Genomic DNA, 14,543 nt, shown 5'->3' with positions numbered 1-14,543 from the left:
AGGCCGGCCTACGGCGCGGCGTTCTGCGCCGCAGCAGGCAGCGCTGCAGGTTTACGCTGCCCCAGCCACGCGCGCGCTGCGAACGCGGCCACCACCAGGCCGGGTGAGGCCGCCATCAGCAAGCCCCCAACCCCCGCCCCCGCCGCCAGGATTTGCCCGGCAGCCAACGGCCCGGCCATCGAGCCCAGCCGGCCCACGGCCACAGACGCGCCAACGCCTGTGGCGCGCACGTGGGTGGGGTACAGCGTGGGTGCCAAGGCATACAGCACCAGTTGCCCGCCAATGGCGCAATAACCGGCGGTAAAGCCCGCCACCAGCATCAGCGCAAAACTGCTCGACAGCCCCAGCCCAGCCAGCGAGGCCAGCATCCCGGCGTAGGCGATGAACACCGCACGCCCGGCATGCCCGCGGTCCATCATGCGCCCGGTCAGGAACGAGCCTGCTGCGCCGCCAAGGTTGAACAGGATCTGCACCGCACCCGCCTGCGGCCGGCTGTAACCCTGGCCCATCAACAACGACGGCAACCAGTTCAGGAGCATGTACAGCACAGTCAGGGTGAAGAAGCACGCCAGCCAGAGCAGCAGCGTGCGGCTGACCTGCCCCGGCCCGAACAGCTGGGTCAGCAACCCCGCATCACCCGCGCTGGCAGCAGGCAGGGCGCGAAACGCCTGGGACTCTTTCAGCCACAGCATCAGCACCAGGGCAATCATGATCGGCGCAATACCGCCCACGTAGAACACCACTCGCCAGTCTTCACCCAACCCGGCCATGCCGATCACCGAAGCGATCGCCCCACCCAGCGGCACGCCGCAGTAGGTCACACTCACCGCCGTACTGCGCAGGTGCTCCGGCGCGGCCTCGCTGGCCAGGGCGATCAGGATCGGCAGCGCTGCACCAAGCCCCAACCCTGTCACCAGCCGTGCGATCAACAGCGTGCTGTAGCTGTCGGCATGCGCAGTGCCAAGCGAAAAACCACCAAACAGCAATACCGCGACGATCAACACCGCTTTTCGGCCCAGCCTGTCGGCCAGCCAGCCGCCAATGAACGCGCCCGGCAACAGCCCAAGCAACCCGGCGCTGAATACCCAGCCGAGCATCGCCGAGGTCAGCGCGAATTCCTTGGCCATGTGCGGTGCGGCGACGCCGGTGGCCTGAAGATCCAGGCCCTCAAGCAACGCCACCAGAAAACACAGGCCGATGGTGAGCACCGGCTTGCTTGCAGCTTTGGATGAATGACTCATGTGTGGCCCCTGTTGTTGTTATGGGTCGTGAAGTCAAAGCCTGAATGTGGCACGCAAGGAAACGATCGAAGAATCATCGCCGCCGGCCTCCTTGATGCCAGCGCCAACGTCGTAGTACTTGAGGTCCAGGTCCAGCGTGAGATTGGGTGTGGCCAGCCAACGGGCGTTGGCCCGGTAGATAGTGCCGACATGGCGCCCGGTTCCCCGGGTGTTGGCCAGCATGCTCATGCCCGGCATGTACACCCCGTCCTCTTCGCGTTGCTTCCACACCGCCAGCACGGCCGGCTCGAAACGCACCGTGCGCGACGGCGAAAAACCGAACGTGGGCCCGACCACGATCAAGTTGCTCAAGGTGGTCAGGCTGGCTTCGCCATACACGCCGTTGCGCGGGAACAGCGGGTCGAAGGTACCGACCTTGCCATCGCCAGGCTCGCCATCGCCGCTGGCAGCATCGACGCGCAGCCCCAGGCGGGGTTGCCAGGGGTGGGCGAAGGTATAGCCACTGTCACTCGACAGCGCCCAGGCGCGGATCGATGCGCCGCCCAGGTGGCCCCGCTGGCCAGCCAGGTTCCAGCTCCAGTCGAGCGCTTGATAGCGGCCGAACAGGCGAGTGCCGAAGGTGTAGCGCTGCTCGTCGCCGACCTCGCCAGCCAGGCTGCGCGCGTCGGTCTGCAGGCCAAAGCCGAACAGGTCCATGTTCCAGCTGGGGGTCAGCGGCAACGTGCCGTAGAGCCCATAGAACTTCACCGCGTTGTTGCTGCCGTCATCCCAGCTGTCCTCACCGGTTTTCAGTGGCCTGACGGCGAAGGCATCGAGCTTGTAGCCGCTCTTGAGGTTGAGGCTGGCGCGCACGCCATCGAAGCTCAGGCGCAGGTTCGGCGCGTCTCGGTAGGTGACGAAGACCTGATCGCCGTAGGCCATTTCCTGACGACCGACGCGGGTGGTGTACCGGCCTGCGGCAAAGTCATGATTGAAGTCGATGAACGCCTGACGGATTTCGTTGCGGCCTTCGTCGTTGGGCGAATAAAGGTCCTTGCCGAAGGCGCGGGTGTTTTCCACCTGCAAGAACGTGCGCAGCTTGTCATCGAACAGGTGCAGGTCCGCATGCGCCTGCAAGCGTTGCAGCAGGTAAGAGTCGTCTTTCAGGCCCCGCAAACCGAAGAAGGGTTGATCCAAGGCATCGGCACGGTAGCGGGCCTCCGCGCCGAGCTGCAGCCAGGCCGACTCGGACAACCGGTGGTAGCGCAGCCCATCGAACGGGTCGCTGGCCTTGGCGGGGTCATCGAGGAAGCGGTAGTCCTCGACCCAGCGCGGCGCGCCGGGCCGGCCTGGCCGGCTCTCTTCCAGCGGGTTCGCAGCATACGTGTACTGGCATAGCGAAAGCAGCACAACGGGCACCCATGCCCGGTTCAACGGCTTGGTCATCAGAAGTTTCCTTTACTTGTTTTTATAAAATTGGATAACTCTGTTAACTATTATTTTTGTTAACCATATTGCCGTCAATGGTTAAATGCCGCCGACAAGGGGCCTGGGCGCATAAGCGTTCGCTGATCGAACGCTAATGCGCCAACCGCCTGCGCAAACCCGGCCCCGGCCGCTAATATCGACGCTGCGCGGTGTCTAACCTGAGGGTAAGCACCGCCCTTTACCTACCAAAACAACAAGAGCACCCCAATGAACTGCCTAAAATCCCTTGCTGCGCTCGGCCTGCTGATGCTCGGCACCAGCCAAGCCATGGCCGCCCCTATCGTTAAACAACCAAACATTCTGCTCATCGTGGCTGACGACCTCGGGTTCTCTGACCTGTCAGCACTGGGCAGCGAAATTCAGACCCCCAACCTGGACAGCCTGCTGGCCGACGGCCGCCTGATGCTGGACTTTCATGCCGCGCCCAGTTGCTCCCCGACCCGGGCGATGCTGATGTCCGGCAACGACCCGCACCTGGCCGGGTTGGGCATGATGGCCGAGGCACGCAAGCGCCTGCCGCCTGGCACTGAAGTGCGCCCCGGCTACGAGGGTGTGCTGGCAGGCAATGTCGCCACCCTTGCCGAGCTGCTGCACGATGCCGGCTACCGGACCTTCATTTCCGGCAAATGGCATTTGGGCATGCAGCCTGCGCAACAGCCGCAGAACCGCGGGTTCGACCAGGCCTACGTGCTGCTCGAAGGCGGCGCCGCGCACTTCAAGCAAGCCAACATGGACTTGCTGCCGAACTACAGCGCAACCTTCCTGCACAACGGTGAACCCATCGCGGTGCCCAGCGACTTCTACTCCAGCACCTGGTTCACCGACCGCCTGATCGGCGCCATTGACCAGCCCAACCCTGGCAACAAACCGTTCTTCGCCTTCGCCGCCTATACCGCGCCGCACTGGCCGCTGCAGGCACCGGACCAGTACCTGGCGCAATACCGCGGCCGCTATGACCAGGGCTACGAGGCCATCGCCCAACAGCGCCTGGAGCGCCAGCGCAAGGCCGGCCTGGTGCCGGCAGACTTCCCGCTGGACCCACAACTGGAAGGGGTGCCGAGCTGGGCGTCGCTCAGCGCCGAGCAGCAACGCCAATCGGCGCGCACCATGGAGGTCTACGCCGCCATGGTCAGCGCCCTGGATGCCGAGGTGGGCAGGCTGGTAGCGCACCTGCGCCAGCGGGGCGAACTGGAAAATACGCTGATCCTGTTCATGTCCGACAATGGCCCGGAGAACGCCTCACGGGTGGACCCGACGTGGATCAGCCAACACTTCGACAACCGCCTGGACAACTACGGCCGACGCGACTCGTTCCTGATGATCGGCTCGGCCTGGGCCCAGGTCAGCGCCTTGCCCAGCCGCCGCTACAAGATGACCACCTACCAGGGCGGCATCCGCGTGCCGGCCTTTGTCTACTACCCGGCCACGATCAAAGCGGGGCGCAGCGAAGCGCTGGCCAGCGTGCGCGACATCATGCCCACCCTGCTGCAACTGGCCGGTGCGCCGATGCCCGGCATCAAGTACCGCGACCGCGATATCGTGCCGCCGCAGGGCAGTTCGGCACTGAACTACCTGCAAGGCGACGACACGCTCATCCATGCCGGTGACGAAGCTCTGGGCTGGGAAATCAACGGCAGTGCTTCGCTGCGCAAAGGCCCGATGAAGCTGCTGTGGGATGCCACCGACGGCAAACCGGCGTGGCACCTGTACGACCTGCGCAAAGACCCAGGTGAGCACCACGACATCGCCGCTGCGCACCCCGAGCAAGTGGCACAGATGCTGCGCGACTGGAAGGCCTACGCCCAGCGCAGCAATATCGTGATCGATGCCGAAGGCCGCCCCGCCAGCCCTGCCAGAGTGGCGAGCCCGGCGGTGGCCAGCAAGCAATGATCGGGCGTGCAGCCGGCTGCGCACTGCTCGCCGCCGGTTTGCTCGCCATTGGCTACAGCGCCTGGCCGCAAGCGGCGGCCCCGGCGCTGCTGTGTGATGGCTATGGCGGTGTACCCACCCCCCGTGAAGGCCCCTGGCGGGACGGCATGGTGCAACTGCCCGGCGGCAAGTTCAGTTTCGGCTCGGAGCGCTACTACGACGAGGAGGGCCCCGCCCACCTGGCGCAAGTGTCGGCGTTCTGGATCGATGTACACCCGGTCACCAATGCCCAGTTCGCGCGCTTTGTCGCGGCGACCGGCTACCTCACCCATGCCGAGCGGGGGATCGACAAGGCCGACGACCCCAGCCTGCCCCAGCACCTGCGCGTGCCGGGGGCAATGGTGTTCAAGCAAGGGCCGGATGTGCTGCGCCCGGGTTGGCAGTTCGTGCCCGGGGCAAGCTGGCGCCACCCGCAAGGCCCGGGCAGCGACTTGCAAGGGCTGGATAACCACCCGGTGGTGCAAGTGGCACTGGAGGATGCGCAGGCCTACGCGCGCTGGGCTGGGCGCAAGCTGCCCAGCGAGGCCCAGCTGGAATATGCAATGCGCGGCGGCCTGCAGGATGCCGACTTCAGCTGGGGCATGACCGAACTGCCCAAGGGCAAAGCCATGGCCAATACCTGGCAGGGCCAGTTTCCGTACCACAACGCCGCCACCGACGGTTTCACCGGCACTTCGCCGGTGGGCTGTTTCCCGGCCAACGGCTTTGGCCTGTTCGATGCCGGGGGCAATGTCTGGGAGTTGACCCGCACGGGTTACCGCCCAGGCCATGCGCCGCAGCGCGACGCTGGCCTGGACCCGCCCGGGCCAAGCCTGGACGACAGCCACGACCCCGCCGACCCCGGCGTGAAAGTGGCAGTGATCAAGGGCGGTTCGCACCTGTGTTCGGCAGACCGCTGCCTGCGCTACCGGCCTTCGGCGCGGCAACCTCAGCCGGTGTTCATGGCCACTTCACACGTGGGCTTCAGAACGGTGCGGTAATGCTGGGCAACGGGGCAGCGGCCGCCACCACGGCCGCTACCTGGCGGTCGAAATCGAGCATCAGGTAGTTGCAGAAAAAGCCGATGCTTTCCTGCTTTTGCAGGCGCAGTGGCGCGTCCACCGGCAAGGCCTGCAGGCAACGCTCGGTGCGCGCCCAGGCAAACGCCTGCAACGCCGTGGCACACAGTTGCAGGAAGTCGCCGGCCGCGCGGTACGGGTACTCAGGGTCAGCGGCCGCCTTGGCCATAACCTCGGCAAGTAGCCCTTGCAGCACCGCACATACCTTCTGCAGAACCGCAGCTGCCATGCCGGTGCCGGCTTCTTTACGCAGTTCGCCCAGCAGCAGTGCCATGCCCGCCCCGCCGTCACCCAGCACCTTGCGCAGCAGCAGGTCGTTGGCCTGCACCTCGTTGGTGCCTTCGTAGATCATGGCGATGCGGCTGTCGCGCAGCGTTTGCTCGATACTGAACTCACAGGTGTAGCCATAACCGCCGAACACCTGCAGGGCCTTGCTGGCCAGGGTGAAACCTTGCTCGGTGAAGGCAGCCTTGATGACCGGTGTCAGCAGCGCCGCCAGCGTCGCCGCCTTGGCCCGTTGCCCGGGGTCAGTGGCCGCTGCGGCCACATCCAGCCAGTGCGCCGCCCAGTAGCCCAGTGCGCGCATACCTTCGCTGCGCACCCGCAGCTCAAGCAGCACCCGGCGCATGGCGGGGTGCAAGTGAATGGGGTCGGCTTGGCCCTTGGGCTGCCCAGGCGCATTCATCTGCCTACGCGCCATGGCGTATTCCCGGGCACATTGCCAGGCGGCTTCGGCGTGCGCCAGCCCTTGCAAGCCAACGTGCAGCCGGGCCGAATTCATCATCACGAACATCGCCGCCAGGCCGCCGTGCGCCTGCCCCACCAACCAGCCACTGGCCGCTTCGAAACGCAATGCACAGGTGGCGCTACCGCGGATACCCAGCTTGTGCTCCAGGCCTTCGCACTGCACCGCATTAGGCTGACCGTCTTCCAGCCATTTGGGGACCAGCAGCAGCGACAGACCGCGGCTGCCGGCCGGCGCGCCCGGCAGCCGCGCCAGCACCAGGTGCACGATTTGGCGGGTCAGGTCGTGGTCGCCGCCGGAGATGAACAGCTTGTTGCCCGTGATGGCATAACGGCCGTCGCCCAACGGCTCGGCGCGGCAGCGCAACAGGCTCAGGTCGCTGCCGGCCTGGGGCTCGGTCAGGCACATGGTGGGCAGAATCTCGCCACTGACGATACCGGGCAGGTAGCGTGCCTGCAGTTGTTCGCTGGCATGCACCTGCAGGCATTGATACGCGCCATGGGCGATACCGGTGTACATGGCCCAGGCATGGTTGCTGGCGAAGAGCATTTCCTGCAGCGCAGCGTCGAGCACCAGCGGCAACCCTTGGCCGCCGAACTGCGGGGCACAGGCCAGTGCCGGCCACCCTGCCTCGACATAAGCCCGGTAGGCGGCCGGGAAACCGTGCGGGGTCCGCACCTGCCCCGCCTCCATACGGCAACCCTGGCGATCACCTGTGGCGTTCAGCGGCACCAGCACCTGTTCAGTGAAGCGGGCGGCTTGTTCCAGCACCTGCCACGCCAGGTCCAGGTCCAGGTCGGCATGAGGCGGCAGTGCCTGCCAGGCCTCGTCAGCCTGGAGCCAATGTTGCAGCACGAATTGCATGTCCAGCAGGGGGGCCTTCCAGGCCATGGAACACCTCTTGTTCAGGCAGTGAAACGGGGGTTTTCGATGAGCAGCGCCATGCCTTGGCCGCCGCCAATGCACGCAGCAGCCACCCCATAGCGCAGGTTGCCCTGCTGCAGTTGCCGGGCCAGTGTGTGCACCAGCCGCAACCCGGTGGCGGCCAGCGGGTGCCCGAGGGCAATGGCGCCACCGTGAACGTTGAGCTTTGCCACATCGAGCTGTAGCGCCTGAGCCACCGCCACCACCTGCGCGGCTTGCGCTTCGTTGATTTCGAAGCGGTCTATCTGGTCTGCGCGCAGGCCGCTGCGGCGCAGTAGCAGCTCGATGGCCGGCACCGGCCCGATACCCATGGTGTGCGGCGATACGCCCACCGCCGTGGCCATCAACAGTTTCGCCAGGGGCGGTCGCGTGCAACTGGCGTAGGGCGCCACCACTGCCGCCGCCGCCCCATCGGCCACCGCGCAACTGTTGCCTGCGGTTTGTACCCCACCAGGGTGCACGGTACGCAGCCGCGCCAGCGCTGCAGCATCGGTGGGCCGTGGGTGGCTGTCGTGGCTGACTTCGGCGAGCCCGCGTGGCAGTTCGATACCGCGTGGCTGGTAGCCTTCGGCGAAGAAGCTTTCGCTGCTGATGCTGACGATTTCCTCAGCGAACCAACCGGCCTGCTGGGCCTGTAACGCGCGCTGATGGCTGCGCAAGGCCCAGGCATCCACGGTTTCCCGCGCCAGGCCATGCTCACGGGCCAGGTTGTCTGCGGTGCCGATCATGTCCACATCGGCAGCCGGGTCGTACAACGCCTCCCAGAGGAAGTCCTTGAACCCGACCGGCGCCCCCAGGCGGAAGCCGCCCCGGTGTTCATAGGCCGCGATCGGGTTGCGTGACATGGATTCGGCACCTACGCACAACACCTGCGGCGCCCCGCTGCGCAGTTGCTCGGCAGCCTGGCGCAACAGCTCGAGCCCCGTGCCACAGATGCGCTGTACCGCCAAGGCCGGCACTGCCAGCGGCACGCCACAGTAAAGGCCGACATGCCTTGGCAGGAAATAGGCATCGAAGCTGGCCTGGGCCATACTGCCGGCCAGCACACTGCCCACGGCCTGCGGATCGCTACCGGCACGCGCCAGCACCGCCCGCCCGGCCTTGATGGCCAGGTCAATGGGTGAAACGGTTGCCAGCGCACCCCCAAGGTCAACCCAAGGGGTGCGCACCATATCGACGATGGCAACGTCGTCGAACACGGTGCACAGCCCGCCGCTCATGGCCGCGCCTGTGCGTGCAACTGGCCCGGGGCTTCGCGCCGATACAGCGCCTCGACCAGGGCAGCGCGCCGCTGCAACACCGCACGTTGGTTGATCGAGCCCTTGTCGGTGATTTCGCCCGCGTCGATCGAGGGTGGCTCTTCAAGCAAGGCCAACCATTCGATGCGGCTGGCGTTGCCTTGGGCGTCCCGGTTCAGGTGCGTCAGCCAGTTGGCAAACCACTGGCGCACCGCGTCGCTGCCCAGCACCTGGGCGTCGCTGGCCTCTGCCCCAAGCCCCGCCAATTGCCGGCACTCGGGTAGCCGCGGGAACACCAGCATGCCCAGGCACTCGCGGTCGGGCGCCGCGACCACGACGTCCTGCACATAGGGCGAGCCTTCCAGCACCGCACGGTTGCGCAGTGGCCCGACACTGACGAATACACCCGACGACAGCTTGAAGTCCTCGGCGATGCGGCCGTCGAACATCAGGCCCTGCTCCGGCTGTTGCGGATCGGCGAGTTTCAGGGCATCGCCCGAGCAGTAGAAGCCCTCCTCGTCGAACACCTCGGCGGTCTGCTGCGGCGAGCGCCAGTAGCCCGGCATGATATGCGGGCCGCGAAAACGCGCTTCGAGCTTGTCGGCCTGGGGCACCAGCTTCACTTCACAACCCGGTGCCGGCAAGCCGACGTAGCCGGCCATCGACAGCGGCCCGGTGGTAAAGGTGCAGGACGGCGCCGCCTCGGTCATGCCCAGGCCCGCCATCATGCGGATACGCTCGCCGCAGTGCTGCTCGGCGATACGGTCCAGGCGGTCCCAAACGCTTTGCGAAAGCCCCGCTGCGGCAAAGAAGAACAGCTTCATGCGGGCGAAGAACACCTCGCGCAGCTGGGCGTCCTGCTCCAGCGCCTTGGCCAGCTCTTCCCAGCCCCTGGGTACGGTGAGGTAGGCCGTGGGCGAAATCTCGCGCAGGTTGCGCAAGGTTTCCGCGAAGCCTTGCGGGGTCGGCTTGCCGGCGTCCAGATAGAAACTGCCGCCGTTGTACAGGACGATGCCCAGGTTGTGGCTGCCGCCGAAGGTGTGGTTCCAGGGCAGCCAGTCGACCAGCACCGGCGGCTCTTCGGCAAACACCGGGAAGGTCTGCAGCAGCATCTGCTGGTTGGCGCAGAGCATGCGCTGGGTGGTGATCACCGCCTTGGGCAGCTTGGTGGAACCCGAGGTGAACAGGAACTTGGCAATGGTATCGGGCCCGGTGGCGGCGAACGCAGCGTCTGCCGGCGCCAGGTCACAGGGCTGCAGCAGGCTGGCAAAACTGAAATGGCGGCGGCGTGGCGGCTGGCCATGCACGCTGACCACCGGCACCGATTCATCCAGCACGGCATCGAAGGCACGCTGGAACGGCTGGCTGTCGGTGGCGAACACCAGGCCAGGGGTCAGCACCTCGCAAACGTGGCGCAGCTTGGCGAAGTCCTGCGACAGCAGTGCGTAGGCAGGCGACACCGGGCAGTAAGGAATGCCGGCATACATGGCCCCCAGGGCAAGCTGCAGGTGCTCGATGTCATTGCCGGAAAACAGTACCAGCGGCCGTTCGGCGCCAAGGCCGAACCCCAGCAAGTGGGCAGCGATGGTACGTACCTGGTCGAGCATCTGCGCATAGCTGACTTCACGCCAGCCACCGCTGGGCTCGCGCGCGGCGATGAAGGTGGTGTGCGGGCGCACGCGCGCCCAGTGCAGCAGGCGGTCGTGCAGGCGCGCCGGCAAAGGCGCCAACGGCTCCAGCGGCAGCATGCGCAGCACACCGTCGGTGTCACTGACCTGCACTTGTGGGTGCCCAATGGACACCTGCCGGTAGCGCGGCGGTTGGCCAGGGTCGCATGACCGCAGGCGGGGTTGGGTATTCACGCAGGTTGCTCCTTGTTCTTGTTGTACAGGCTGCCGCCGCCGGGCATTGCCCGGGGCGGCCCATTGCGTGTTGCTCAGATGGGGTAATGCCGGGGGCCCTGTTGCAGGGTGACCCAGCGCAACTGGGTGAACTGGTCGATGGCCGTGCGGCTGCCGAAGCTGCCATAGCCGCTGGCCTTCACCCCGCCGAAGGGCATTTGCGCTTCATCGTGCACGGTCGGCCCGTTGATGTGGCAGATACCCGATTCCACGCGCTGGGCCAGGGCCAGCGCCCGGCCGGTGTCCCGGCTGAAAATGGCTGAAGACAGGCCAAACTCCGAATCGTTGGCCAGTTGCAGCAAGGCCTCGTCACCTTCGGCGCGCAGCACTACAGCCACCGGCCCGAACGACTCTTCGCGGTACAGGCGCATGCTGCTGTCGACATGGTCGAGCAAGGTCGGCTGCAGGATGCTGCCGTCCAGCTGGCCGCCGCAGACCAGGCGAGCGCCCTTGGCCACGGCATCGTCGATCAGCGCCTTGATGCGTTCGCCCGCCGCACTGCTGACCAGCGAACCGAGCACCGAGTCGCTGGCCTGGGGGTCGCCGGCACGAAGCCCGCTGACCTTGACTGCCAACTTGTCGACAAAGGTATCGGCGATGCGGCTATCGGCCAGCAAGCGCTCGGTGGACATGCAGATCTGGCCCTGGTTGAAGTAGGCGCCAAAGGCCGCCGCTTCGACCGCGGCGTCCAGGTCGGCGTCGTGCAGCACCAGCAACGGCGCCTTGCCGCCCAACTCCAGCAAGGCCGGTTTCAGGTGGCGTGCGGCCAACTCGCCGACGATGCGCCCCACCTGGGTGGAGCCGGTAAAATTCACCCGCCGCACAGCGGGGTTGGCAATCAGGCGTTCGACCACCGCTGGCGCATCCTCTGGGGCGTTGCTGATGACGTTGACCACGCCGTCGCCCAGCCCCGCATCCTGAAGCACCTGGCCGATCAACCGGTGCACGGCCGGGCTCTGCTCCGACGCCTTCAGCACCACGGTATTGCCGCACGCCAGGGGCATGGCGATGGCGCGCGTGGCCAGAATGACCGGGGCATTCCAGGGCGCGATACCCAGCACCACCCCGCACGGTGCGCGCAAGGCCATGGCGAAACTGCCAGGCACATCGGAAGGGATCACCTCGCCGGTGACCTGCGTGGTCATGGCGGCGGCTTCACGCAGCATGTTGGCCGCCAGCTTCACATTGAAGGCGTACCAGTTGGCCATCGCCCCGGTTTCACCGGCCGCAGCGATGAACTCGCCGGCGCGCGCCTGCAGCAGGTCTGCGCCGGCCAGCAGGCGGCCACGTCGCTCACTGGGCGCCAGTGCTGCCCACGCCGGGAATGCCGCGCTGGCGGCTGCCACGGCAGCATCGGCATCGGCCAGCGAAGCCGCGGCCACCTGCGATACCACTTCACCACTGACCGGGTTGCGTCGCTCGAAGGTTCGTCCATCGCTGGCGGGGCACGACCGCCCGCCAATCAGCAAAGGCACCTGCAACATGCTCATTCCTCTTGTTGTATTCATGGGCACTATTCGCGGGCTGCCGCCAGGGGCGGCGCGGCCCGCTGGCACTCAACGCTTGTAAGCCTGCAGGCCTGGCTTGATGCTCTTGTCGTCGAGGAACTGCTTCATGCCCTGCTCGCGCCCCCCTTCGGTGTCCAGCAGGCGGGACTGGTCGAGCTTGGCGTACAGGTAGTCTTCGTTCTGCTCCCAGGTCAGTTCGCGGCAACGCTTGAAGCCGTTCTTGGCGGCACGCAGCACCACCGGGTTTTTCTCCAGCAGGTTCAGCGCCAGGTCGCGGGTGGTTTCGCGCAGTTGCGCCAACGGCACGCTTTCGTTCACCAGGCCCATTTCGGCCGCCTTTGCCCCACCGAAGGTCTTGCCGGTCATGATGTAGTACAGCGACTGACGGTGGCCCACGGTGTCGGCCATGGCCTTGCTGACCAGGTTGCCGGGTGGGATGCCCCAGTTGATTTCCGACAGGCCGAACGTGGCTTCGTCGGCACAGATGGCCAGGTCGCAGGCCACCAGCGGGCTGAAACCGCCGCCGAAACACCAGCCGTTGACCATGGCGATGGTCGGTTTGGCGTACATGCGCAGCAGCTTCCACTGCCACTGCGATGCATCGCGGCGGATTTTTTCCTGAAGGATTTCCGGCCCGGCGTCCACCTCGCGGAAGTACTCCTTGAGGTCCATGCCGGCCGTCCACGACTCCCCGGCACCGGTCAGGACCAGTACGCCAGCCTCGGCGTCCTGCTCCAGGGTTTCCAGCACGTCGATCATTTCCCGGTTCAGGGTGGGGCTCATGGCGTTGCGTTTTTCTGGCCGATTGAGGGTGACCCAGGCAATGCCCGACTCCAGCTCGACTTTCACGGTAGCCCAACGGCCTGCGTATTTGCTCATGGTTCTGCACTCTTGTTGTTCGGGGTGATGCCTTCAAGCTAAGGGAGCAAATTAGTTATGTCAATTAACTATTATGAAAATTATCCTTTGCAGCACCTCAGCCCCCGTTCTTTTTCACCAGCCCTCCTCTAGCCGGATCCTGCCAAGGCAGGCAAACTAGGTAACTTTATTACCCATGCCCCAGGAGCCATTCACCCGATGGGAAGGTCTGCCCGCACCACCGATACCGCTGCCACCGCCGTTTCCGGGGCGGATGTCGTGCTTGAAGACTTGATCGGTTATGCCCTTCGCCGTGCCCAGTTGAAGTTGTTTCAGAACTTTATCGGCCGGCTGGCTGCCCATGATCTGCGCCCGGCGCAATTTTCGGCACTGGCGGTGATCGAGCAGAACCCAGGGCTGATGCAGGCGGACCTGGCCCGCTCGCTGGCCATCGAGCCACCCCAGGTGGTACCGCTGTTGAACAAGCTGGAAGAACGCGCCCTGGCCGTACGGGTGCGCTGCAAACCGGACAAGCGCTCGTACGGGATTTTTCTCAGCAAGGCCGGTGAAGTACTGCTCAAGGAGTTGAAGCAGATCGCCAGCGACAGCGACCGGGAAGCGACCGCGGCATTGAATGACGAGGAGCGCGAGCAATTACTGCGCTTGTTGACCAAGATCTACCAGGCGTAAAACCTGTGAGCCGCGCTATCGCGGTGCTGCTGCCGGTAGCGCATGATCTGCAATGACCCGGTGTACTCATTGGGAGTACCCCGCAGTGCCGAGGGCGCCCCATGCACCTGATCCCTGGATTGACCGGGCAAGCCAATGCCCTGATAGGCGGCGCCAGCCAAGGCATCGGCCTGGCACTGTGCCAGGCCTTGCTGGCCCGCGACGATATCGACCTGGTGTGGGCGGTATCGCGCAGCGCCAGCCGTAGCAGCGCATTGCTTGCGCTGACGGCCGTACACGGCCAACGCCTGAGGCTGGTGGATTGCGATGCACGCGACGAGGCGGCCCTTGCTGCGCTGGCCTGCACGGTCAGCGCTGGCTGCAAGCACCTGCACCTGGTGGTGAGCACGCTGGGCATTCTGCACCAGCAAGGCGCCAAGGCGGAAAAATCCCTGGCCCAGCTGGACCTGGCCGGGTTGCAGGCCAGCTTCGTGACCAATGCCTTCGCCCCTATTCTGCTGCTCAAGCACCTGCTACCCCTGCTGCGCAAACAGCCAGCCACCTTTGCCGCACTGTCGGCGCGGGTGGGCTCGATCGGCGACAACCGCCTGGGCGGCTGGTACAGCTACCGCGCGAGCAAGGCGGCGCTGAACCAGCTGTTGCACACGGCAAGTATCGAGCTGCAACGCCTGAACCCGGCGGCTACGGTATTGGCGCTGCACCCCGGCACCACCGATACCGCGCTGTCGCGGCCGTTCCAAAGCAATGTGCCGCCGGGCAAGTTGTTCGAGCCGGCGTTTGCCGCCCAGTGCGTGATCGACCTGGTAGGCCGGACAGGCCCAGCCGACAGTGGCAGCTTCTGGGGGTGGGACGGCCAGCGGATCCCGTGGTGAGCCGCTTCGCGCCGCAGGCCCGGCCCGCGCGGCATGACCTTGCAGGCACGCCACAGCCTTGACCCCGGCCCTTGCGCCGCCGCATGCTCGCAGGCTTGCCCCCACGCACAAG

The 14,543-nt window shown here is 65.8% G+C and carries 11 protein-coding genes; 4 read left to right on the top strand and 7 right to left on the bottom strand.

Going from position 1 to position 14,543, the window contains the following annotated elements; genetic code table 11:
- Positions 1-8: 8 nt before the first annotated feature.
- Both mhpT and GYA94_RS13140 read right to left on the bottom strand, forming a co-directional pair.
- Positions 9-1,241 (bottom strand): 3-(3-hydroxy-phenyl)propionate transporter MhpT, encoded by a 1,233-nt coding sequence (mhpT, locus tag GYA94_RS13145; protein ID WP_161892448.1) that lies wholly within the window; start codon positions 1,239-1,241, stop codon positions 9-11.
- Positions 1,242-1,274: 33 nt separating this feature from the next.
- The gene (locus GYA94_RS13140) at positions 1,275-2,666 is read right to left on the bottom strand and encodes an alginate export family protein (RefSeq protein WP_161892447.1); all 1,392 of its coding nucleotides are present in this window, start codon (positions 2,664-2,666) and stop codon (positions 1,275-1,277) included.
- Positions 2,667-2,915: 249 nt separating this feature from the next.
- On the opposite strand from GYA94_RS13140, the gene GYA94_RS13135 reads away from it, so the two are divergent.
- Both GYA94_RS13135 and GYA94_RS13130 read left to right on the top strand, forming a co-directional pair.
- Positions 2,916-4,598 (top strand): arylsulfatase, encoded by a 1,683-nt coding sequence (locus GYA94_RS13135; RefSeq protein WP_161892446.1) that lies wholly within the window; start codon positions 2,916-2,918, stop codon positions 4,596-4,598.
- Positions 4,595-5,617: a formylglycine-generating enzyme family protein gene (locus GYA94_RS13130; RefSeq protein WP_161892445.1), complete on the top strand. Its 1,023-nt coding sequence runs from the start codon at positions 4,595-4,597 to the stop codon at positions 5,615-5,617. Before GYA94_RS13135 ends, GYA94_RS13130 begins: the two co-directional genes overlap by 4 nt.
- Here the strand turns inward: GYA94_RS13130 and GYA94_RS13125 are convergent.
- From GYA94_RS13125 to GYA94_RS13105, 5 genes are all read right to left on the bottom strand, one after another.
- Positions 5,601-7,331 carry an acyl-CoA dehydrogenase family protein gene (locus GYA94_RS13125; RefSeq protein ID WP_161892444.1) on the bottom strand — a complete coding sequence of 577 codons (1,731 nt, stop codon included), beginning with the start codon at positions 7,329-7,331 and terminating at the stop codon, positions 5,601-5,603. The genes GYA94_RS13130 and GYA94_RS13125 overlap by 17 nt on opposite strands.
- A 14-nt stretch (positions 7,332-7,345) precedes the next feature.
- On the bottom strand, positions 7,346-8,584 hold the full coding sequence (locus tag GYA94_RS13120; protein WP_161892443.1) for a thiolase family protein: 1,239 nt from the start codon (positions 8,582-8,584) through the stop codon (positions 7,346-7,348).
- On the bottom strand, positions 8,581-10,464 hold the full coding sequence (locus tag GYA94_RS13115) for a feruloyl-CoA synthase (RefSeq protein WP_161892442.1): 1,884 nt from the start codon (positions 10,462-10,464) through the stop codon (positions 8,581-8,583). Before GYA94_RS13115 ends, GYA94_RS13120 begins: the two co-directional genes overlap by 4 nt.
- Positions 10,465-10,538: 74 nt before the next feature.
- Complete coding sequence (locus GYA94_RS13110) at positions 10,539-11,987, bottom strand: aldehyde dehydrogenase (RefSeq protein ID WP_161892441.1); 1,449 nt, start codon at positions 11,985-11,987, stop codon at positions 10,539-10,541.
- Positions 11,988-12,059: 72 nt separating this feature from the next.
- Positions 12,060-12,890, bottom strand: a complete 831-nt coding sequence (locus tag GYA94_RS13105; protein WP_110677687.1) for a p-hydroxycinnamoyl CoA hydratase/lyase — start codon at positions 12,888-12,890, stop codon at positions 12,060-12,062.
- Between the two features lie 198 nt (positions 12,891-13,088).
- Between GYA94_RS13105 and GYA94_RS13100 the strand changes: the two genes are divergently transcribed.
- Together GYA94_RS13100 and GYA94_RS13095 are read left to right on the top strand one after the other, a co-directional pair.
- Positions 13,089-13,559 (top strand): MarR family winged helix-turn-helix transcriptional regulator, encoded by a 471-nt coding sequence (locus GYA94_RS13100; RefSeq protein WP_009685853.1) that lies wholly within the window; start codon positions 13,089-13,091, stop codon positions 13,557-13,559.
- Positions 13,560-13,660: 101 nt separating this feature from the next.
- Positions 13,661-14,431, top strand: a complete 771-nt coding sequence (locus tag GYA94_RS13095) for an SDR family NAD(P)-dependent oxidoreductase (protein WP_161892440.1) — start codon at positions 13,661-13,663, stop codon at positions 14,429-14,431.
- Positions 14,432-14,543: the final 112 nt, after the last annotated feature.

The organism is Pseudomonas juntendi (assembly GCF_009932375.1).
Lineage (GTDB): Bacteria > Pseudomonadota > Gammaproteobacteria > Pseudomonadales > Pseudomonadaceae > Aquipseudomonas > Aquipseudomonas juntendi.
The sequence above is the reverse complement of the archived record's forward strand: the minus strand, read 5'-3'. Positions and strand labels throughout refer to the sequence as shown.

Bases quoted from the DNA above. Each gene is read 5' to 3' on its own strand.
- GYA94_RS13110 (WP_161892441.1), bottom strand. From the start codon at position 11,987: ATGTTGCAGGTGCCTTTGCTGATTGGCGGGCGGTCGTGCCCCGCCAGC.
- GYA94_RS13105 (WP_110677687.1), bottom strand. From the start codon at position 12,890: ATGAGCAAATACGCAGGCCGTTGGGCTACCGTGAAAGTCGAGCTGGAG.
- GYA94_RS13140 (WP_161892447.1), bottom strand. From the start codon at position 2,666: ATGACCAAGCCGTTGAACCGGGCATGGGTGCCCGTTGTGCTGCTTTCG.
- GYA94_RS13125 (WP_161892444.1), bottom strand. From the start codon at position 7,331: ATGGCCTGGAAGGCCCCCCTGCTGGACATGCAATTCGTGCTGCAACAT.
- GYA94_RS13130 (WP_161892445.1), top strand. From the start codon at position 4,595: ATGATCGGGCGTGCAGCCGGCTGCGCACTGCTCGCCGCCGGTTTGCTC.
- mhpT (WP_161892448.1), bottom strand. From the start codon at position 1,241: ATGAGTCATTCATCCAAAGCTGCAAGCAAGCCGGTGCTCACCATCGGC.
- GYA94_RS13135 (WP_161892446.1), top strand. From the start codon at position 2,916: ATGAACTGCCTAAAATCCCTTGCTGCGCTCGGCCTGCTGATGCTCGGC.
- GYA94_RS13120 (WP_161892443.1), bottom strand. From the start codon at position 8,584: ATGAGCGGCGGGCTGTGCACCGTGTTCGACGACGTTGCCATCGTCGAT.
- GYA94_RS13100 (WP_009685853.1), top strand. From the start codon at position 13,089: ATGGGAAGGTCTGCCCGCACCACCGATACCGCTGCCACCGCCGTTTCC.
- GYA94_RS13095 (WP_161892440.1), top strand. From the start codon at position 13,661: ATGCACCTGATCCCTGGATTGACCGGGCAAGCCAATGCCCTGATAGGC.